This window comes from Streptomyces kronopolitis (genome assembly GCF_050953795.1).
Lineage (GTDB): Bacteria > Actinomycetota > Actinomycetes > Streptomycetales > Streptomycetaceae > Streptomyces > Streptomyces kronopolitis_A.
Map to the genome: position 1 here is coordinate 6,695,163 of NZ_CP191850.1, position 20,829 is coordinate 6,715,991.

Sequence of the window (20,829 nt, forward strand, 5' to 3'; positions counted from 1 at the left end):
AGATTAACAGGTGTTTCACTAGTAAAAGATACGTCTCGATCGGGCGCGACGCCGGTGATGAGGGGGCAGCGAGGCCTGTCGCGGAGGTCTTCCAGTGAAGGGGCGGCTCAGCGAGGGAGCGTTTCCGCGTGGGAGCCGGCGAGGAGGTGGCTCAGTGAAGGGGACCACTGCGCCCCCGAATGCGAACCCGGCGAGGGGTGAGGAGAGACAGCGAGGAGATGTGCCGAGGGGAGGCGACGAGGAGAGGTGACTGGGAGGGGCGATGGGGAGGTGCAATGGGGAGGGCCGCGGGGTTGGGCAACTCAGCGAAGCGAGCCGTCGAAGTGAACGACGGCGGAACGCCGCTGGCTCGCCGGGGGAGCGACAATGGCCGGGTGTCAGCCGCCAAGAAGAAGACGACGACCGCGAACGCGTCCCCCGAGCGTCGCCGCGAACTGCTCAACACCGCGGCGGAGGTCTTCGCCGCGCACGGCTACAACGCCACCACCGTCCGCCGCATCGCGGACGAGGCCGGGATGCTCGCCGGCAGCCTCTACTACCACTTCGATTCGAAGGAATCGATGCTGGACGAGATCCTGTCCAGCTTCCTCACCGAACTGTGGGACGGCTATGACGCCGTACTCGCATCCGGACTTGGCCCCCGGGAGACCATCGAAGCCCTGGTCACGGAGTCATTCCGGGAAATCGACCGTCATCGTGCTGCTGTCGCCATTTATCAGAAGGAATCCAGGCATCTCACGGCCCTGCCCCGCTTCGGCTATCTCACCGACTCTCAGCGGAAGTTCGAAAAAGCCTGGCTCGGCACCCTGGAGCGCGGCGTGGCCGACGGGGTCTTCCGCGCCGACCTCGATATCCGGCTCACCTACCGCTTCGTTCGCGACACCGTCTGGGTCGCGGCGAGTTGGTACCGGCCGGGCGGACAACACAGCCCCGAGGAGATCGCCCGCCAGTACCTCTCCATGGTGCTGGACGGTGTCGCCGCACGCAGGTGACGGCCCCGGCAGCCACGTCGCTTCACGCGCCCGCCGGGGTACGTCCGTCCGTTATCGCGCTCCGGTCAGCAGGGCGTGTTCTTCACGAACAGGGCTCGCGAGCCCGCGGTCGTCCCGTAGCGGACGTCCTTCGTCGCGCCCTTGGGAAGGCTGCCGTGAGGGTCACGCTGATGCGGAACGATGATGGTGAAGCACGAAGTCCGTTTGGTGCACAGATTCGTCAGGCGGACATAGCGCTGATGGCCCTTGTTGAAGTACTTCCGGACCTTGACGCACTGCGGCGACCGATCGGCGGCTGCCGCACTCGAGGCCGAGGTAAGCGTGACGGAGGCGCTGCACGCCACTATCGCCACCACTATGGCCAAGAACTTCCTCATGTGATCCCCCGCTGGACTACTCAGATTTCCCCCGCGAAGCTTCTCGTCGCTTCGCACGTTCATTCCCCATTGTCCACATCCACTCTGGGAATATCAGCCCCGGGGGCCACACAGGGACACAAGCGCGACACAAGCGCGACCCTTTCGGGATGGGGTGCGGCCGCGGCGGAATGTCTCCCTGCCTCCTCGGTCGAGGGCATCCCTCGGCACCGCGCCCAGTGGCCCGCTACGCATTACATCGCAGGTCAGGCCCCTCACGGGGGTGCGCGATGGACCCAACATCCGATGCGTAATTGCCCTTTTCCGGTCACCGTCGCGGAGATAGTTCAATGCGAGACGGGACAGGTTGGTCACATTTTCCGGTATGCCCTGTCTATCCAAGATCCGCATCAGTTGACGAGCCCGCCAAGCCCGTCGAGCGCGCGGACCGAGGCCGAGCGCCGGAGCCGATGACCGGAGCCGGTCGCCAAGCTGTTGGCCAAACCCGGTGCCCAAAGGCGATGGCCGGAGCCGATGGCTGGAGCTGGTGAATCGAAGCCGGTGACCGACGCCGATGGTCGGCGCTGGGATCGAAGGTGGGCAGGGCGGTCACGGTCCGAGGCCGCTTGCGCCCCTACCCCTCGGTGGTTCCCGTCCGAGAGATCACTCGCTCCCGGACGGGCGTGCCGTCACCACCCGCAGGCCCCGGTCCGTGAACTCGCGGCGGGTCGCCTCCTTCGCTCCACTGTCCGTGATGAAGGTGTCAAAGACATCCGCGTCGCCTACCCGGGCGAAGCAGCGCTCGCCGATCTTTGACGAGTCCGCGACGACGACGGCCCGCCGGGCGCGCTCGGCCATCAGACGATTGACCCGGGCCTCGGCCTCGTCGTGCACGGTGGCGCCCATCATCGGTTCCATGCCGTTGGCGCCGATGAATGCGAGGTCGATCGAGATCTGCTGAAGCACCAACTCGCTGAACGGGCCGACCAGTTCGAACGACCGCGAGTGCGCCACCCCACCCGTGAGCACAATCTTGATCTGTGGCCGCACGGCCAGCTCATTCGCGATGTTGAGGGAATTGGTGACGATCGTCAGATGCGGCTGCGGGCCCGCCTCCGCGAAGTCCGGGCGGGTGGCGAGCACCCGGGCGATGGCCGTGGTCGTGGTGCCGCCGCTCAGCCCGACCACATCCCCCCGTTCGACCAGCTTCGCCGCGGCCTGGGCCACCGCCTCCTTCTCCGCGGAGCGGTGCGCGTGCTTGTAACGGATCGGCAGGTCGTACGCCACCGAGCTGAGCACCGCACCGCCCCGGGTACGGGTCAGCAGCTGCTGCTCCGCGAGGGCGTCCATGTCGCGCCGCATGGTGGCGGCCGAGACCTCCAGGGCGGTCGCGGCCTCCTCGACATCCACCCGGCCCCGGTCGCCGAGCAGCTCGAGCAGTGCGTTCATCCGTTCATGGCGCTTCATGCCGCGAGCCTAATTCGTCTCCGCCGCATCCCCTCCTCCGCCGGCTCATCCCGGGGCCGGGGCCTGGTTGACGTACTGGTCCGGGACCGTCGCCGGTGTGCCCAGGACGTCCAGCAGGCGTGCCGCCTCATCGGTCACTGCTGCCCTGGCCGGCTTGAGGTACTTCCGGGAGTCGACGAGCGCCGGGTCGGCATCGAGGGTCTGCCGTATCGACCGCGTGAAGACGGACACCAGATGAGTGGAGATATTGATCTTCGTCATTCCGGCGGCGATGGCCCGGCGCAGTTCGTCGTCCGGCACTCCGGAGGAGCCGTGCAGAACCAGCGGCACCGGCAGAGTGGAATGCAGCGCGGCGATGAGTTCCTTGTCGAGCACGGCGGTGCGTTCCTGCATCGCATGGGAGGACCCGACGGCCACGGCCAGGGCATCGACGCCCGTTGCGCGGACGAAGGCCAGGGCGTCGTCCGGGTCGGTACGCACCCCTGGCGCATGGACCCCGTCCTTGCCGCCGATCTCACCGAGTTCGGCCTCGACGTAGGCGCCGCGCTCGTGACACCAGGTGGTGAGTTCCGCGGTGGTGGCGATGTTCTCCTCGTAGGGGAGGGCGGAGGCGTCCACCATGACGGAGCCCACCCCGGCCCTGATGCCCTGCTGGACCAGGTCCCTGTCGGTGATGTGGTCGAGGTGGACCGCGATGTGGGCGGTGGACTCCTCGGCGAGGGCGAGGGTGGCGCGGGTGAGGGGCAGCATGCTGCCGTGATAGCGGATGCAGTTCTCGCTGATCTGCAGGATCAGCGGGATGCCGGTGCGCTCGGAGGCGGTGACGAGTGCCTCGGCCGTCTCCAGATGGATGACGTTGAACGCCGCGGCACCGACCCGCGCCGCTGAGGCGGCATCGATGATCGATGAGGTCGGAACGAGGGGCATGGGCGCTGACTCCCTTGCGGGCGAGGCGGGTTGGCGTGAGGTGGGTGGTTGCGGTGCGCGGGAGAGGAGGGCGGTCCGCTAGGAGACGGCCGGCGCCTCGAGCATCACCGAGCGGGTCAGACTGCGCGGGTTGTCCGGGTCCAGGCCGCGGGCCCGGGCCCGCTCCAGCGCCACCCGCTGGACCAGCACCAGGTCCGCCAGCGGGTCGCGGTTGTGGCGCACGAAGCGGGCGCCGGTCCGCACCACATCGGCCTCCAGCCCGTCCGGTGCCTGGCCGAACAGCCAGGTAACCCGGCCCGGTGCGGCTATCGCGATCGGCCCGTGGCGGTACTCCATCGCGGGGTAGGACTCCGTCCAACTCTGCGACGCCTCCCGCATCTTGAGCGCCGCTTCATTGGCCAGCCCGTAGGTCCAGCCCGTGCCGAGGAAGGAGAACTGCTCGGCGTCCACCCATTCCTTCTCCACGGGCGCGGCCAGTGCCTCTTCCGCGTCGGCCACCGCCCGGGAGACGTCCTCGCCCAGGTGCGCACGCAGCAGCGTCAGCGCCGTCGTCGCGAATCGGGTCTGTACCACCGACTTCTCATCGGCGAACGGCAGCGCGAACGTCCGCTCGGAGAGGGCCATCGCGGGTGTCCCGGGATCGCCGACGATCGTCACCGTCGGGATGCGGCCCTTGACGGCGTCGAGCACGCGCAACACCTCGGTCGTGGTCCCGGACCGGGTGATGGCCACGATCACGTCGTAGCCGCGGTCGCTGCCGAGGAAGGCCTCCGACGCGGCGAACGGATCCGTCACCCCCTGCCCGGCCGCCTCCCGCAGCGCCGCGTACGACTGCGCCATGAACCATGACGTGCCGCAGCCGATGACGGCCACCCGCTGTCCGGCTTCCGGCAGCGGACCGGCCGTCGCACCGAGCCGCGCCGCCTCCCGCCAGGTCTCCGGCTGACTGTGCAGTTCCTGCTCCATGTACGAGATCTCGCTCATGGCCACCCTCCCGTGATCTTCACCGTGCGGTGCTGCGCCGTACTGTGCTGTGGCACATCTGCGCGAAGCTGCACTTTTGTGCTTCGTTGCAATCGACTGTACGCAGGATTCGCGCAGCGTTCCATCCCTCGAACGAGTGGACGTATCGGAGGGGGTGCGGGTGGGGCGTCGGCATAGGTCGGCCCCTGTGTGCCCGTGCGGGGCGCGGATGAGCCTGATGGGAGCTCGCAGGGCAGGGCCCAGCAGGGGGCTGGCGGGTGCGGCTACGAGGTGGCGAATGAGTGTTGACAGTTGCGTGAAAGGAGTCGAATACTCGCAAGATCAGTCACGCACGTTCCGTCATGCAGCAAGGCCCGCCCCGCCGCACAAAGGACTTCCCGTGTCCACTGCCACGCTCTCCGAGACGCCCCCGCCCCCCTCAGCCCGAACCGCACGGCGCACCGGCAGGATGTTCGCGCTCACCGGCGCCGTCGTCGGCGTCATCTATGGCTACGACACCGGCAGCATCTCCGGTGCCTTGGTGTTCCTGAGCAAGGACTTCCATCTCACCGCGGCCGAAAGAGGCCTGGTCAACAGCATCTTGGTGGGCGGCTCCATCGTGGGGGCCCTGATTGGCGGCAAGCTCGCGGACGCCTTGGGCCGCAAGGCCGCGATGCTGATCGTCGCCGCTTCCTACGCGGTGTTCGTCGCGCTCTCCGCCCTCGCGCCCAACGTCATCGTGCTGGACATCGTCCGCTTCCTGCTGGGTATCGCCATCGGCATCTCGATCGTCGCCGCCCCGCTCTATGTCGCTGAATCGACACCGGCGCGCATTCGAGGTGCCTCCGTCGCGGCCTATCAAGTCGCCACGGTCGCGGGCATCGTCATCACGTACTTCGTCAACTGGGGCCTGTCCGGCGGCGGTCACTGGCGCTGGATGCTCGGCCTCTCGGCGATCCCCGCCGCACTCGTCCTGATCCCGCTGCTGCGGCTGCCGGACACGCCGCGCTGGTACGTCCTCAAGGGGCGCACGGAGCGAGCCGTCGAGGTCATGGCCGTGACCGACCCGGAGGTCGATCCGCGTACCGAGGTCGCCTCGGTGGAGGCGGCGCTCGCGGAGGAGAGCGGCGGCTCGGCGCGCTCCCTGCTGCGCAAGCCGTACGCCCGCGCCGCGCTCTTCGTCGTCGGCCTCGGGTTCTTCTGCCAGATCACCGGCATCAACGCCGTGACCTACTACAGTCCGCAGATCTTCGAGGAGATGGGCTTCACCGGGAACGGCCAGAACTTCCTGCTGCCGTCGTTCGTCCAGCTCGCGTCGCTCGCCGCGACGGTGCTGGCCATCCTCATCATCGACCGGCTCGGCCGCCGGGTGGTGCTGCTCAGCGGCATCGGCACGATGGCCGTGATGCTCGCCGTGCTGACCGCGGTCTTCGGCACGGGCGAGCTGCACGGCACCATGACGTGGGTCGGATTCGCCGCCATCCTGCTGTTCACCGCGGCCTTCAACTTCGGCTTCGGCTCACTGATCTGGGTCTATGCGAGCGAATCGTTCCCCGCCCAGCTGCGCTCGACCGGGGCGTCGGTGATGCTCACCGCCGACCTGGTGGCCAACCTCCTGATCGCCCAGTTCTTCCCCTCGCTGATGGCCTGGGCGGGCGCCGCCCGGACGTTCGCGGGGCTCGGCGTCCTCGCGCTCGCCGCCCTGGTCTTCGCCGCCTTCACCGCGCCGGAGACCAAGGGGCGCCAGCTGGAGGAGATCAGGGAGTACTGGGGCAACGGGGGACGCTGGCCCGCGCCGCTCGCACCGGCGTCCGCGCACGCCGGCCAGGACCGTGCGGCAGCGGCGCCGCCGACCACGACGCCGTAGGCGCGGGCCGGTGGTGCCCCACGAGCCCCGGGTGACGCTTCGCTGTGGCGGCAGGTGCAGCTGCCGCCACGGCAGCTGCCGTCTCAGGAGGGAAGTTGCTCCCGGTACTGCTCCAGCGCGGGCGCGGTCGTCGTCGCCACGAACTCGGTGACGCGGTACTCGCACACTCCGGCGAGGACGAAGGGATCCGCGGCCACGATCCTCTCGATGGTCGCGCGGTCCGGCCCGGCGGCGAGAATCACGCCGCCGTCGCGCGGAACCTTGCGGCCGGCCGCGAGGAAATGCCCTGCGGCGTATTCCTTCTTCAGCCACTCCACATGGTCGGGAAGGGCCTCGTCGACGCGGGCGAGAGGTGCGGTATAGGTCAACTCCAAGACGAACATGGCGGCAATATAGAGGAGAACCGGGCAGCGCCGGCCGATCCGCCCGCGCCGGACTCAACCGGCGGTCGGTAGCGTGGTGATCACCATGGACACTCCCGGAATGCTCCGCTGCGACGACGCCCTGCGGCACTGGCCCACCGACGAAGCCCAGGCGCGCGCGGTGCAGGACCGGCTGCGGCCCCGTGTACGGCTCGATGAACCCGGCCCGGAACCGGGGTTCGACGGCACCGTGGTGGGGGTGGACGTGGCCTACGACGACGCCCGGGACGTCGTCGCCGCGGCCGCCGTCGCGCTGGACGCCCGTACGCTCGCCGTCGTCGACGAAGCCACCGCCGTCGGCCGGATCTCCTTTCCGTACGTCCCCGGGCTGCTCGCCTTCCGTGAGATCCCCACCGTGCTCGACGCGCTCGCCCGCCTCGCCCGTGTTCCCGGCCTCGTCGTCTGCGACGGGTACGGGCTGGCGCACCCGCGGCGCTTCGGACTGGCCAGCCATCTGGGGGTGTTGACGGGGCTGCCCACCATCGGGGTGGCCAAGAACCCCTTCACCTTCCGCTACGCGCCTCCTGGGCCTGACCGCGGCGCCACCTCCCCGCTGCTGGACGGCGCCGAGGAGGTGGGACGTGCGCTGCGTACCCAAAAGGGCGTGAAGCCGGTCTTCGTCTCCGTGGGGCACCGGGTCGGCCTCGACCGGGCGTGCGCGCATACTCTCCGCCTGGCGGCCCACTACCGCCTTCCGGAGACGACGCGGGCCGCCGACTCGCTGTGCCGGAAGGCACTCGCGAGCACCTGGGCGGGGCGAGGGGGCCGGGCTACTCCTGGACGACGCGGAAGGTGATGCCGGCCTTCTGGAGGCGAGCGGTCAGTGCGTCCCCCATGGCGACCGCGGTCGTGACCTGGCCCGCGGTTTCCGGCAGGTCGTCGAAGGCCAGGCTGAGCGCCGACTCGGCGAGCATCTTCGCCGTCTCGTCGTAGCCGGGGTCCCCGCCCGCGACCTCGGTGATCAGGCGCTTTCCGCCGGCGGAGGCGACGAAACGCACCTTGAACCAGCTGCGTGCACGGCGCGCCGGGTCCGGCCCGTCGCCCGGCTCCAGCCGCGCCGACAACCAGCGTCGTGCGGGCGGCACCTGGGCGAGCGCACACACGGCGCCCGCTCCCAGCGCCCCGCCGACGGCGATCGGCAGCCGCTGGACGCCCGCGTAGTGGCGATAGCGGAAATCCGGCCCGTAACGCTCCAGCGCGGCGGCCGAGCGGCCGATGATCTGCGGATCGACGGTCGGCAGCGGCACACCCCAGGTGTGTGTTTCGCGGCTCCTGACCGGCGTGCCGAGGGGCGCCCGCACCGTACGGCCGCCCGGTCGCGGTGTGGTCCGCTGCCGTGCGCGGGCGGCCCGCGCCATGGCGACCGGGCGCGAGGCGGCGGTCAGCGCGGAAGCCAGGGTGCCGCCGGAGAAGGTGGCGTTGGTCCGTACGAAACCGTCGATGCGCAGGGGGACACCCTCGGGCAGGAGCCCCACCGTGAAGAGCACACCCAGGTCGTGCGGGACGGAGTCGAAGCCCGAGGCGTGGACGAGGCGGGCGCCCGTGGCGCGGGCGGTCGCGTCGTGCCGGACGTACATCCGGTCGATGAACTCCGACTCACCGGAAAGGTCGGCATAGTCGGTGCCGGCCGCGGCGCACGCGGCCACCAGCGGCTCGCCGTGCCGCACATAGGGGCCCACCGTCGACACCAGCACCCGGGTACCGGTGGCGAGCGCGCGGAGCGAGTCGGGGTCGCCGCTGTCGGCCCGCAACAACGGCAGCTCGGCACAGGCGGGGTCGATCTTCATCAGCCGGTCGCGCAGCTGCTCCAGTTTCGCGGTGTTGCGCCCGGCCAGGGCCCAGCGGCAGTCCCTGGGTGCGTGGGCCGCCAGATACTCGGCAGTGAGCGCGCCGGTGAAACCTGTCGCCCCGTAGAGGACGAGGTCATGGGCCCGCCCGGTGGTGTCCTGCCGTCGCATCCCGCGTCCTCTCCAGCACCCGCTCGACCTGGAGTCCGGACCCTAGGCAGTCACCGTCGCCCCGTCAACGCCCCTCGACGTCCACCCCCTTGGGCCTCCGGGGGCGGATGGGGCGCGGCACGCGGCCTTGACGGTGCGTCGATACGGAGCCAGATTCACGGGAGCGCCCCGGCATGGGACGTCCGCCGTCCGCTTAGCCGGTCACCGCTCCCGCATCGCTTAGCCGACCGCCGCCTGACGACTTCCGAGGAGGGCCGGATCATTGTGACGACGCGCCCCGGGGACACGCCCGGTCGGATACGGCACGGGTGGCGGGAGGTCACCCCGGCCCAGTGGAAGGCGATGTTCGCCGCCTGGATCGGCTACCTCCTGGACGGCTTCGACTTCGTCCTGATCACACTGGTGCTGACCGACATCGCCGACGACTTCCATCTGCGCACCGCCACTGCGGCGTCGCTGATCTCCGGTGCCTTCATCACCCGGTGGCTGGGCGGTGCCGTGCTGGGCGCGATGGGGGACCGTTACGGGCGCAGGGTCGCCATGATCGCCAGCATTCTGCTCTACTCGCTCGGCACCTTCGCCTGCGGGTTCGCCTGGGATTACACCAGTTTGTTCGCCGCCCGGCTGGTCATCGGTCTGGGGATGGCGGGGGAGTACAGCGCCAGTGCGACGTATGTGCTGGAGAGCTGGCCCACCCGATGGCGTAACCGTGCCTCCGGATTCCTGATCTCCGGCTATGCGGGCGGCACCGTCCTCGCGGCCGAGCTCTACAAGTGGGTGGTTCCCCACGGCGGCTGGCGCTGGATGTTCTGGATCGGCGTACTGCCCGTCCTGGTCGCCCTCTGGGTGCGCAGGACGCTGCCGGAAGCGGGCGACTGGCAGCGGCAGGTCGCCGCCCGCGCGGACGGGGAACGCCCCGATGCCTTGCGGCCGTTGTTCACCGGCCGTCTCCGCCGCTGGGGCAATGCGACCCTGGCGGCGGTGGCCTCGGTCGCGCTGTTCTGCGTCTTCACGCCGGTCGGCGCGGGCGGAGTCCCCTGGCTGTCGGGCGTCGCCGCGCTGTGCCTGATCGGGTTCGCGGCGCAGCTGGGCGGCCGCCGCGGAGGGCCGCTGTACGTCTCCCTCATGGCAACGGTGTTCTGCGCCTTCCTCTACAGCTGGCCGATCCAGGCCCTGCTGCCCACCTACCTCAAGACCGACCTCGGATACGCCCCCGCGCAGGTCACCGACGTGATGTTCTTCGCGGGCCTCGGCACCATGGCGGGCTGCTGGCTGGCGGGCTTCGCCGGCGACCTGCTGGGCACCCGCCGCGCCTACGCTTACACCCTGCTGGCGTCACTGGCCTTCGTCTTCCCGGTCTTCGCGGTACGGGACAGCCTCCCGGTACTGGGTGTGCTCCTCTTCGGGCTGCTCGCGCTCAGCCAGGGCATCTCCGGAATCCTGCCGAAGTACATCGCCGGCCACTTCCCTACCGCGACCCGCGCCGCCTCCCTCGGCTTCGTCTACAACGTCGGCGCCCTGGGCGGTGCGGTGGCGCCCGTCCTCGGGGCCCGTCTGGCCGAAGGCATGCCCCTGGGGAGGGCGCTCGCCGTGCTCACCTTCGGGCTGACGCTCGTCGTCGTCCTACTGGTGGGCGGCGACGTCCCCCGGCGGCTGGGGCGCCTTGCGGACCGTCAGGTGCCGGACGACCAGCTGGTGTCGGAGGCCGGGGGAGCGGGTGGCCGGTCGATGGGAGCGGCCCCCGGCCCGGCTTCCGGGGAGGGGGCTCCCGACGCGCCGTAACGCTGGCGCCGGTTCCTCCTGCGCCGCGGGTCTCCGTACGAGGAAGGGGCGCTGCGCACGTCACCGCGCCCCGCGCCCACCGGCGAGCGTGGCGCCCCGCCGGGCCGGGCAGGCATGGCGGCAGGTTGTCCCTTGGCCGGCAGGGCGTCCGGCGCTCCGCGAAGCCGTTGTCAGTGGTCGCCGTTAGCGTGGAATGCGTTGGACCGGCCCGCGCGGAGTACGCGTGGCGCCGGGCGGCGCCGCGGGTGCCGTGCGGGGGACGGACGTGGAGGAAGCCATGGCGAAGGCGTCGGATCCGGCGGCGGTGCGGGAGCGGGTGCGGGAGTTCGCGCTGGGCCTGCCCGGGACCGTGGAGGAGTTTCCCTGGGGCGAGAGCGTCATCAAGGTCAACAAGAAGGTCTTCGTCTTCCTCGGCGTCGGGGACGGCAGTCATCCGCTCGGGGTCACGCTCAAGCTCAAGGACCCGGAAGCGCATGCCCACGCACTGACCTCGCCCGGCGCCAAGCCCGCCGGTTACGGACTGGGCGCGTCCGGATGGGTGCAGGTCCCCCTGGAGGGGCACGGTGCTCCGCCGGCCGAGCTGCTCTGCGACTGGGTGGAGGAGTCGTATCGCGTCATAGCCCCCAAGAAGCTCATCGCCGAGCTCGACGGGGGATAGCGGCGCAGCGGCAGCGGACGCGCAAAGGCCCGTGACGGCGAGAGCGAGGGAGCCTCGTCGGCACGGGCTTTTTCCGTGGTCGTCACTTGGCATGAGGGGCTTGTGGAAAGTGGAACACGTTCTTAACATCGCGAGTGTTACATCAGAAGTGTCACAGTGCGGAAAGGCATGGGGCGCGATGGCAGAGTCAGACAACGGCCCGCTGAGCGGCGTGCGGGTCGTCGAACTCGCAGGCATCGGCCCCGGCCCCTTCGCCGCCATGCTGCTGGCCGACCTCGGCGCCGATGTCGTCCGCGTCGACCGTCCCGGAGGCGCCGGGCTGGGCGTCGATCCCGCCTACGACATCACCAACCGCAACAAGCGCTCCGTCCTGGTGGATCTGAAGAGCCCGGACGGGGTGGCGCAGGTGCTGGACCTGGTGGAGCGCGCCGATGTGCTGGTGGAGGGGTACCGCCCCGGGGTGGCCGAGCGGTTGGGAGTCGGCCCCGAGCAGTGCCTGGCGCGCAACCCCCGGCTGGTCTACGGCCGGATGACGGGCTGGGGGCAGCAGGGTCCGCTCGCCGACACCGCCGGACACGACATCGGCTATATCGCCATCACGGGCGCCCTCGGCATGATCGGACCGCCCGACGGACCGCCCGCCATCCCCGCCAACCTCGTCGGTGACTACGCCGGCGGCTCCCTCTACCTCGTCATCGGTGTCCTCGCCGCCCTCCAGCACGCCCGCACCGAGGACGGCAGGGGCCAGGTCGTGGACGCCGCCATCGTCGACGGCACGGCCCATCTGACGGCGATGATCCACGGCATGCTGGCGGCCGGCGGCTGGCAGGACCGGCGCGGCAGCAATCTGCTCGACGGCGGCGCACCCTTCTACGGTGCCTACGAGACCGCCGACGGCGGCCATATGGCGGTCGGTGCGCTGGAGAAGCGCTTCTACGCCGAGTTCATCCGGCTGCTGGGTCTCCCGCAGGAGGTCCCCGACCGCGAGGACCTCGCCGCGTGGGGAGAACTGCGCACGGCCATCGCCGCCCGGTTCAGGACCCGGACCCGCGAGGAGTGGACGGCGGTGTTCCAGGAGTCCGACGCCTGTGTGGCGCCCGTGCTCTCCCTCCGCGAGGCCCCGCAGCATCCGCATCTCGCCGCCCGCGGCACCTTCGTCGAACACTCCGGGCTCACCCAGCCCGCGCCCGCGCCCCGCTTCTCCCGCACGCCGGGAACGGTCCGCAGACCCCCCGCACGGCCCGGTGCCGACACCGCGGAGATCGCGCGCGACTGGCAGGTCCCCGGGCTCCTCGCTCCGTCACCGGCCGACCCGTCCGCAGCCGCGCCCGCGCCGGCCGGCGGCGCGGGACGGGCCGAACAGAAGGACGCGGCCGGCTGATGGCACGGGCTACCCGACCCCGCGGGCCCTGCCCCGACGGACGCCGGCAGGCAGCCGTCCCCGGCTCCGACGCCCGCGTGGCCGGGGATCGCTCCCGCAGCCGGTGCACGGCACGCCGGGAGGCGGGGCATGACGCCGCCCGGCGCCCGCCCCCGGAGGCCGGGGCCCGCCATGTTGACCGAGACACCGTCCAGCACTGGCTCTGAGGAGGGCCCGGACAGATGAAGCGCCAGATCTTCACCGCGGACCACGACGCGTTCCGCGAGACCGTACGCACCTTCCTCGCCAGGGAAGTGACACCCCACTACGAGCAGTGGGAGAAGGACGGCATCGTCAGCCGCGACGCCTGGCGGGCGGCCGGTGCCCAGGGACTGCTGGGCCTCGCGGTGCCCGAGGAGTACGGCGGTGGCGGACAGCCCGACTTCCGCTACAGCGTGGTGCTCGGCGAGGAGTTCACCCGGGCCGGAGCCGCCGGGCTGGCCGTGGGTCTGCACAACGACATCATCGGGCCCTATCTGACGGCCCTCGCCACCGAGGAACAAAAGCGCCGCTGGCTGCCCGGCTTCTGCAGCGGCGAGATCATCACCGCCATCGCGATGACCGAGCCCGGCGCCGGCTCCGACCTGCAGGGCATCCGCACCCACGCCGAGGACGCCGGCGACCACTGGATCCTCAACGGCTCCAAGACCTTCATCTCCAACGGGATCCTCGCCGACCTGGTCGTCGTCGTGGCCAAGACGACCCCCGAGGGCGGGGCGCGGGGCCTGAGCCTGCTCGTCGTCGAGCGGGGCATGGAAGGCTTCGAGCGTGGCCGCAACCTCGACAAGATCGGCCAGAAGGCCCAGGACACCGCTGAGCTGTTCTTCCACGACGTGCGCGTCCCCAAGGAGAATCTGCTCGGCGAGCGCAACGGCGCCTTCGTCCATCTGATGACCCATCTCGCCCAGGAACGGATGAACATCGCCGTCTCCGGGATCACCGCAGCCGAGCACCTGCTGGAGATCACCAGCCGGTACGTCAAGGAGCGCGAGGCGTTCGGGCGTCCGCTGTCCAAGCTCCAGCACATCCGCTTCGAGATAGCCGAGATGGCCACCGAGTGCGCCGTCACCCGCGCCTTCCTCGACCGCTGCATCACCGACCACACCGCGGGCGAGCTGGACGCGACGCATGCCTCGATGGCCAAGTGGTGGGCCACCGAGCTGCAAAAACGCGTCGCCGACCGCTGTCTGCAACTCCATGGCGGTTACGGCTATATGGCCGAATACCGCGTGGCCAAGGCCTTCACCGACGGCCGTATCCAGACGATCTACGGAGGGACCACCGAGATCATGAAGGAGATCATCGGACGCTCCCTGCTCGACTGACCCGGACGGCCCCGCCCCCCCGCCGCCCTGCCCCACCCTCATGCGAAAGGCTTGTTGACTTGAGTACCGAAGCGTACGTATACGACGCGATCCGCACCCCGCGCGGCCGCGGCAAGGCCACCGGCGCACTGCACGGCACCAAGCCGATCGACCTGGTCGTCGGACTCATCCACGAGGTGCGCCGGCGCTTCCCCGGCCTCGACCCGGCCGCCGTCGACGACATCGTGCTCGGCGTCGTCGGCCCGGTGGGCGACCAGGGATCCGACATCGCCCGGATCGCCGCGATCGCCGCCGGCCTGCCCGACACCGTCGCCGGCGTTCAGGAGAACCGCTTCTGTGCCTCGGGCCTCGAAGCCGTCAACATGGCCGCGGCCAAGGTGCGTTCGGGCTGGGAGGACCTCGTCCTGGCCGGCGGCGTCGAATCCATGTCGCGCGTCCCGATGGCCTCGGACGGCGGCGCCTGGTTCGCCGACCCGATGACCAACTTCGACACCGGCTTCGTCCCCCAGGGCATCGGCGCCGACCTGATCGCCACCATCGAGGGCTACACCCGGCGCGATGTCGACGAGTTCGCCGCGCTCTCCCAGGAGCGCGCCGCCGAGGCCTGGAAGGACGGCCGCTTCGACCGCTCCGTCGTCCCGGTGCGCGACCGCAACGACCTGGTCGTCCTCGACCACGACGAATTCCTGCGGCCCGGCACCACCGCCGACTCCCTGGCCGGCCTCAAGCCGTCCTTCGCCACCATCGGTGACGCCGGCGGCTTCGACGCGGTCGCCCTGCAGAAGTACCACTGGGTCGAGAAGATCGACCATGTCCACCACGCCGGCAACTCCTCCGGCATCGTGGACGGCGCGGCGCTCGTCGCCATCGGCTCCAAGGAGGTCGGCGACCGCTACGGTCTGACCCCGCGGGCCCGGATCATCTCCGCCGCGGTCTCCGGCTCCGAGCCGACGATCATGCTCACCGGGCCCGCGCCCGCCAGCCGCAAGGCCCTGGCCAAGGCCGGGCTGACCATCGACGACATCGACCTCGTCGAGATCAACGAGGCCTTCGCCGCCGTGGTGCTGCGCTTCGTCAAGGACATGGGCCTGAGCCTGGACAAGGTCAACGTCAACGGTGGCGCCATCGCCCTGGGCCACCCCCTCGGCGCCACCGGCGCGATGATCCTCGGCACCCTGATCGACGAGCTGGAGCGGCAGGACAAGCGCTACGGCCTGGCCACCCTCTGCGTCGGCGGCGGCATGGGCATCGCCACCGTCATCGAGCGCCTCTGACCGCCCGTCCCCACCCCTTACGGAGAAGCCACAGTGAGCGAGTCCCCTGCGTCGTCGACCATCCGCTGGGAACAGGACGAGACCGGCATCGTCACCCTGGTCCTGGACGACCCCGACCAGTCCGCCAACACCATGAACAACGCCTTCAAGGCCTCCCTGACCGCGGTCGCCGACCGCCTGGAGGCCGAGAAGGACAGCATCCGCGGCATCATCTTCACCTCCGCCAAGAAGACCTTCTTCGCCGGCGGTGACCTGCACGAACTGATCGCCATCACCCCCGACCAGGCCGAGCAGGCCTTCGAGACCGGCAACGGCATCAAGCGCGACCTGCGCCGCATCGAGACGCTCGGCAAGCCCGTCGTCGCCGCGATCAACGGCGCCGCGCTGGGCGGCGGTTACGAGATCGCCCTGGCCTGCCACCACCGCGTCGCCCTCGACACCCCCGGCACCAAGATCGGCCTGCCCGAGGTCACCCTCGGTCTGCTGCCCGCCGGCGGCGGCGTCACCCGATCCGTCCGGCTGCTCGGCATCGCCGACGCGCTGCTGAAGGTGCTGCTCCAGGGCACCCAGTACAACGCCACCCGCGCCCAGGAGGCCGGGCTGATCCACGAGGTCGCGGCCACCCCCGAGGAGCTGCTCGCCAAGGCCCGCGCCTTCGTCGACGAGCACCCCGAGTCCCAGCAGCCCTGGGACGTCAAGGGCTACCGCATCCCCGGCGGCACCCCCGCCCAGCCGAAGTTCGCGGCCAACCTGCCGGCGTTCCCCGCCAACCTCAAGAAGCAGTTGAACGGCGCGCCGTACCCGGCCCCGCGCAACATCCTGGCCGCCGCGGTCGAGGGCTCCCAGGTCGACTTCGAGACGGCGCAGACCATCGAGGCGCGCTACTTCGTCGAGCTGGTGACCGGCCAGATCTCCAAGAACATGATCCAGGCGTTCTTCTTCGATCTGCAGGCCGTCAACTCCGGCGCCAACCGGCCCCAGGGCATCGAGCCCCGCAAGGTCGAGAAGGTCGCCGTCCTCGGCGCCGGCATGATGGGCGCGGGCATCGCTTACTCCTGCGCCCGGGCCGGCATGCAGGTCGTCCTCAAGGACGTCTCCGTGGAGGCGGCCCAGAAGGGCAAGGCCTATTCGGAGGGGCTGCTCGCCAAGGCGGTCGCCCGGGGCCGGACGACCGAGCAGCAGCGCGAGGAGCTGCTGGCGCGCATCACGCCCACCGCCGAGCCCACCGACCTCGCGGGCTGCGACGCCGTCATCGAGGCGGTCTTCGAGGACGTGGGCCTCAAGCACAAGGTGTTCAAGGAGATCCAGCACATCGTCGCCCCCGACGCGCTGCTGTGCTCCAACACCTCCACCCTGCCCATCACGCTGCTGTCCGAAGGCGTGGAGCGCGAGCAGGACTTCATCGGGCTGCACTTCTTCTCGCCGGTCGACAAGATGCCGCTGGTGGAGATCATCAAGGGCGAGCGGACCGGCGACGAGGCGCTGGCCCGCGCCTTCGACCTGGTCCGCCAGATCCGCAAAACGCCGATCGTGGTCAATGACTCGCGCGGCTTCTTCACTTCCCGCGTGATCGGCCACTTCATCAACGAGGGCGTGGCGATGCTCGGCGAGGGCCTCGACCCGGTCTCCGTAGAGCAGGCCGCCGCCCAGGCCGGCTACCCGGCCAAGGTGCTGTCGCTGATGGACGAGCTGACCCTGACGCTGCCGCGCAAGATCCGTGAGGAGAGCAAGCGGGCGGTCGAGGAGTCCGGCGGCACCTGGCAGCCGCACCCGGCCGACGCGGTCATCGACCGGATGGTCGACGAGTTCGGCCGTCCCGGACGCAGCGGCGGCGGTGGCTTCTACGAGTACGGCGACGACGGCAAGCGCACCCGGCTGTGGCCGGGGCTGCGGGAACACTTCGTCCGGGAGGGCGCCGCCATCCCGTTCGTCGACATGCAGGAGCGGATGCTGTTCGCCGAGGCGCTGGACACCGTCCGCTGCCTGGAGGAGGGCGTGCTCACCTCCGTCGCCGACGCGAACATCGGCTCCATCCTCGGCATCGGCTTCCCGGGCTGGACCGGCGGAGTGCTCCAGTACATCAACGGCTACCGGGGTGGGCCGGGCCGGGAGGAGCTCGTCGGACTGCCCGGATTCGTGACCCGCGCCCGTGAGCTGCAGGCCGCCTACGGAGACCGGTTCGCGCCGTCCCCGCTGCTGGTCGACAAGTCCGGCAAGGGCGAGAAGTTCAGCGACTGAACGGTGGGGGCGGGCCCCGGCGGCCCGCCCCCGTCCGCCCCGTCGCCCCGGGGCCGGCTCCTCGCCGTCACTCCTGGGGCCCCTCCCGCCGGCCCCGGTCGCCTTCCCTGTCGAAGGACTCCCGCAGCTCCTGCTTCATCGACCGCTGGAAGGCGGTGACCAGTGCCTGCACCACCATCGGCTGCATATGGGCCGACAGCGACTTCATCCGCGCCAGCTCCTCCTCGTCCGGCCCGCCGTGCCGGTTCGGCTCCCACACCTCGTCCTTGAAGAGCCGGCTCAGCTCCCGGGCCGCCGCGCGGGTGTGCTCGATGACCACGCCGCGCGCCGCGAGGATGGTCTCCAGCGCGATCGGGACGTCCAGCAGCCGCGTGCCCAGGTGGAGCAGCCCCGGATCGACCCGGTAGATCCGCGGGTCATCGGTCCGTACGAGCACACTCATCGCCGCCAGCCGGTCCACGTCCTCCTCGGTCAGCGCCCGGCCGACCCGCCGCTCCAGCTGCTCCCGGGTCGCGTCCTCCGCCTTGTCCGGGATCCAGCTCGCCACCAGCGCCCGGTGGATGGCCAGGTCCTGCGCGCTCAGGTCGGGCGGCAGCTGCTCCAGATAGCGCTCGATCGCCGACAGGGTCAGGCCCTGGTGCTGGAGCTCTTCGATGAGCGCGAGCCGTGAGAGGTGGTCCGGCCCGTAGCGGCCGACCCGGCGCGGACCGATCTCCGGCGGCGGCAGCAGACCGCGGGTGCTGTAGAAGCGGATCGTGCGGACCGTGACGCCGGCGCGGGCGGCCAGCTCGTCGACGGTCAGATCGGTGGCGGGCTCCATCATGTTCAACAGTATTGCTGTCTCACCACTCTTGTGAAACCTCTCGGCGCCTTCTCCACCGGGGCGCCGCCGCCGCGGACCGGCCGCCCGCGGCCCTGCGGCACGGGCTCGGGAGCCGCCGGGACCATGCGTCGTGACCACGATCCTCCGCCAGCCCGGTGCGCCGGGTGAATCCACCGGGCCGGCGGCCGATTCGTGACGGATGAGGGCCTTGAGCGCGGGGACGACACCCGTGCGTGCGAGGTGGCGCGAGGCCGGCGGGTGCGGGGGGAGCGGGCCGGGCCTCCCGTGGCGCCGATCGGGGCAGCCACATGAGTTGTCGTTTTGGCCAACATCCTCCGTAGAGGGATCGAACGGGTCCGAAAATCTGCGGTGCTGGGTGAGGGGTGGGGTCCGGAATCGGGTGAACTGAGGCCCACTTTCCCGATGAGACGCCAGAAAATGCACGACAAATACGGACAAATCTTAGGTGACCTGTACACGGTGTGATCTTGCGCACAGACGGGGGGCCACTCTTCAGGGAACGTGTGCCGTCGACCGGATGTGCGATCCGCGAAATCCGGCCATCGCTCAAGCCTGCCCGAAAGCGAGATGCACCACCAGTGAGCACAGAAACCGTCACCGACGCAGCCCACAGGTCACCTGACGGGGGGAGCGGCGCTCCGCAGGACGCGGGCGACGCGGGCTACAGCAAGGGCCTCAAGGGCCGGCACATCAACATGATCGCCATCGGTGGAGCGATCGGCACCGGGTTGTTCCTGGGCGCCGGGGGGCGGCTGCACTCCGCCGGACCCGCGCTGGCCATCGCCTACGCGGTCTGTGGCCTCTTCGCCTTCTTCGTCGTACGCGCCCTGGGCGAGCTGGTGCTGCACCGCCCGTCGTCCGGCTCGTTCGTCTCCTACGCCCGTGAGTTCCTGGGGGAGAAGGGCGCCTACGTCGCCGGTTGGATGTACGTCGTCAACTGGTCGACGACCGGTATCGCCGACATCACCGCGATCGCGCTCTACACCCACTACTGGAGCATGTTCACCAGCATTCCCCAGTGGGTCATGGCGCTGATCGCCCTCGCGGTCGTGCTGACGGTGAACCTCATCTCGGTGAAGATCTTCGGTGAGCTGGAGTTCTGGTTCGCGATCATCAAGGTCGCCGCGCTGGTCGCCTTCATGTTCATCGGCATCTTCCTGCTGGCCACCCAGCACCCGGTCGGCGGGCATGCGCCGGGTCTGAACCTGATCACCGACAACGGCGGCATCTTCCCGACCGGCCTGTTGCCCGTCGTGATCGTGCTGCAGGGCGTGGTCTTCGCCTACTCCGCGGTGGAGCTGGTCGGTGTGACCGCCGGTGAGACCGGTGAGCCGGAGAAGGTCGTGCCGAAGGCCGTCAACTCCATCATGTGGCGGGTCGGCGTCTTCTACGTCGGTTCGGTGATCCTGCTTGCCATGCTGCTGCCGTGGAACAAGTACACCGGTGGGGAGAGCCCCTTCGTCACGGTACTGTCCAACGTCGGTGTGCCGGCGGCGGGCGATGTGATGAACCTCGTCGTGCTGACCGCGGCGATGTCCAGCCTGAACTCCGGGCTCTACTCGACCGGCCGCATCCTGCGCTCCATGTCGATGGCGGGGTCCGCGCCCAAGTTCGCCGGCCGGATGAACCGCAACCAGGTGCCGTACGGCGGCATCATGCTCACCTCCACGGTCTGTGTACTGGGCGTCGCGCTCAACTACGTCGTGCCGGGCGAGGCGTTCGAGATCGTGCTGAACATCGCGGCGCTGGGCATCATCAGCACCTGGTGCACGATCATGGTCTGTCACATGGTGTTCGTGCGCAGGTCGAAGGAGGGCCTGGTCGAGCGTCCGCGCTTCCGGCTGCCGGGCACGCCGGTCACCGACATCGCCACCATCGTCTTCCTGCTCGGCGTCATCGTGCTGATGTGGTTCGACGACGGTGTCGGCCGGCAGACCGTGATGATCATCCCGGTGCTCGCCGCCGCCCTGGTCGCCGGCTGGTTCGCGGTCCGCGGCCGGGTCAGCCGGATCGCCGAGGAGCGCGAACTGTCGAAGTAGCCACGCAAGCGCGCGGCGCCTGAAACGGGGCGGTCGCGGATGCCGGGAGGCGTCCGCGACCGCCTTCGTGCGGGGCAGGCCCGGTCGGGACGGTGCCGGCCGGTACCGGCGGGTGCGGTCCCGGCCGATTGTCAGTGGCTGCCCCTACTGTGAAGTCATGGCAGAGAACACGGGGATCATCACGTACCTCGGGCCGGTGGGCGACGCCTGGTCCGGGGCGGAGCCGTCGATATCCGACCGGCCGGCCCGGCGGGGCATACCGGTGACGGACCACGACCGCTGAACCCGCCGCCCGGT

At 70.2% G+C, this 20,829-nt stretch carries 18 protein-coding genes; 11 read left to right on the top strand and 7 right to left on the bottom strand.

Going from position 1 to position 20,829, the window contains the following annotated elements; genetic code table 11:
- Window positions 1-374 precede the first annotated feature (374 nt).
- On the top strand, window positions 375-992 hold the full coding sequence (locus ACQP17_RS29545; RefSeq protein ID WP_189097822.1) for a TetR/AcrR family transcriptional regulator: 618 nt from the start codon (window positions 375-377) through the stop codon (window positions 990-992).
- Window positions 993-1,057: 65 nt separating this feature from the next.
- Here the strand turns inward: ACQP17_RS29545 and ACQP17_RS29550 are convergent, their stop codons facing one another.
- The 4 genes from ACQP17_RS29550 to ACQP17_RS29565 form a co-directional block, all read right to left on the bottom strand.
- On the bottom strand, window positions 1,058-1,369 hold the full coding sequence (locus ACQP17_RS29550; RefSeq protein WP_433859007.1) for a hypothetical protein: 312 nt from the start codon (window positions 1,367-1,369) through the stop codon (window positions 1,058-1,060).
- 642 nt (window positions 1,370-2,011) lie between these two features.
- A complete protein-coding gene (locus tag ACQP17_RS29555; RefSeq protein WP_433859008.1) occupies window positions 2,012-2,815 on the bottom strand; it encodes a DeoR/GlpR family DNA-binding transcription regulator in 804 nt (267 codons plus the stop codon).
- Window positions 2,816-2,860: 45 nt separating this feature from the next.
- Window positions 2,861-3,742, bottom strand: a complete 882-nt coding sequence (locus ACQP17_RS29560; protein WP_433859009.1) for a class II fructose-bisphosphate aldolase — start codon at window positions 3,740-3,742, stop codon at window positions 2,861-2,863.
- Window positions 3,743-3,820: 78 nt separating this feature from the next.
- Window positions 3,821-4,726: an SIS domain-containing protein gene (locus ACQP17_RS29565; RefSeq protein ID WP_433859010.1), complete on the bottom strand. Its 906-nt coding sequence runs from the start codon at window positions 4,724-4,726 to the stop codon at window positions 3,821-3,823.
- 379 nt (window positions 4,727-5,105) lie between these two features.
- On the opposite strand from ACQP17_RS29565, the gene ACQP17_RS29570 reads away from it, so the two are divergent.
- Window positions 5,106-6,572, top strand: a complete 1,467-nt coding sequence (locus ACQP17_RS29570; protein ID WP_433859011.1) for a sugar porter family MFS transporter — start codon at window positions 5,106-5,108, stop codon at window positions 6,570-6,572.
- An 83-nt stretch (window positions 6,573-6,655) separates the two neighbouring features.
- Here the strand turns inward: ACQP17_RS29570 and ACQP17_RS29575 are convergent, their stop codons facing one another.
- Window positions 6,656-6,955, bottom strand: a complete 300-nt coding sequence (locus ACQP17_RS29575; protein ID WP_433859012.1) for a YciI family protein — start codon at window positions 6,953-6,955, stop codon at window positions 6,656-6,658.
- Between the two features lie 85 nt (window positions 6,956-7,040).
- Between ACQP17_RS29575 and ACQP17_RS29580 the strand changes: the two genes are divergently transcribed.
- Window positions 7,041-7,790 (top strand): endonuclease V, encoded by a 750-nt coding sequence (locus ACQP17_RS29580; RefSeq protein WP_433859013.1) that lies wholly within the window; start codon window positions 7,041-7,043, stop codon window positions 7,788-7,790.
- Here ACQP17_RS29580 and ACQP17_RS29585 read toward each other — a convergent pair.
- Window positions 7,765-8,952 carry a saccharopine dehydrogenase family protein gene (locus ACQP17_RS29585; RefSeq protein WP_433859014.1) on the bottom strand — a complete coding sequence of 396 codons (1,188 nt, stop codon included), beginning with the start codon at window positions 8,950-8,952 and terminating at the stop codon, window positions 7,765-7,767. The two genes, ACQP17_RS29580 and ACQP17_RS29585, sit on opposite strands and share 26 nt — an antisense overlap.
- Window positions 8,953-9,216: 264 nt before the next feature.
- Here ACQP17_RS29585 and ACQP17_RS29590 point away from each other — a divergent pair, with 264 nt between their 5' ends.
- The 6 genes from ACQP17_RS29590 to ACQP17_RS29615 all read left to right on the top strand — a co-directional run bounded on the left by ACQP17_RS29590 (window position 9,217) and on the right by ACQP17_RS29615 (window position 17,649).
- On the top strand, window positions 9,217-10,734 hold the full coding sequence (locus ACQP17_RS29590) for a sialate:H+ symport family MFS transporter (protein WP_433859015.1): 1,518 nt from the start codon (window positions 9,217-9,219) through the stop codon (window positions 10,732-10,734).
- Between the two features lie 277 nt (window positions 10,735-11,011).
- Entirely contained in the window at window positions 11,012-11,392 is a 381-nt protein-coding gene (locus ACQP17_RS29595) for an MmcQ/YjbR family DNA-binding protein (protein WP_433859016.1), read from the top strand.
- Between the two features lie 178 nt (window positions 11,393-11,570).
- A complete protein-coding gene (locus ACQP17_RS29600) occupies window positions 11,571-12,773 on the top strand; it encodes a CaiB/BaiF CoA transferase family protein (protein WP_433859017.1) in 1,203 nt (400 codons plus the stop codon).
- 221 nt (window positions 12,774-12,994) lie between these two features.
- Entirely contained in the window at window positions 12,995-14,137 is a 1,143-nt protein-coding gene (locus ACQP17_RS29605) for an acyl-CoA dehydrogenase family protein (protein ID WP_433859018.1), read from the top strand.
- Between the two features lie 59 nt (window positions 14,138-14,196).
- Window positions 14,197-15,411 carry an acetyl-CoA C-acetyltransferase gene (locus ACQP17_RS29610; RefSeq protein ID WP_433859019.1) on the top strand — a complete coding sequence of 405 codons (1,215 nt, stop codon included), beginning with the start codon at window positions 14,197-14,199 and terminating at the stop codon, window positions 15,409-15,411.
- Window positions 15,412-15,444: 33 nt separating this feature from the next.
- Entirely contained in the window at window positions 15,445-17,649 is a 2,205-nt protein-coding gene (locus tag ACQP17_RS29615; protein ID WP_433859020.1) for a 3-hydroxyacyl-CoA dehydrogenase NAD-binding domain-containing protein, read from the top strand.
- A gap of 67 nt (window positions 17,650-17,716) precedes the next feature.
- On the opposite strand, the gene ACQP17_RS29620 is transcribed toward ACQP17_RS29615, so the two are convergent.
- Window positions 17,717-18,472 carry a MerR family transcriptional regulator gene (locus ACQP17_RS29620; protein ID WP_433859021.1) on the bottom strand — a complete coding sequence of 252 codons (756 nt, stop codon included), beginning with the start codon at window positions 18,470-18,472 and terminating at the stop codon, window positions 17,717-17,719.
- Between the two features lie 599 nt (window positions 18,473-19,071).
- On the opposite strand from ACQP17_RS29620, the gene ACQP17_RS29625 reads away from it, so the two are divergent.
- A complete protein-coding gene (locus tag ACQP17_RS29625; protein WP_433859022.1) occupies window positions 19,072-20,532 on the top strand; it encodes an amino acid permease in 1,461 nt (486 codons plus the stop codon).
- Window positions 20,533-20,689: 157 nt separating this feature from the next.
- The gene (locus tag ACQP17_RS29630) at window positions 20,690-20,815 is read left to right on the top strand and encodes a hypothetical protein (protein ID WP_433859023.1); all 126 of its coding nucleotides are present in this window, start codon (window positions 20,690-20,692) and stop codon (window positions 20,813-20,815) included.
- Window positions 20,816-20,829: the final 14 nt, after the last annotated feature.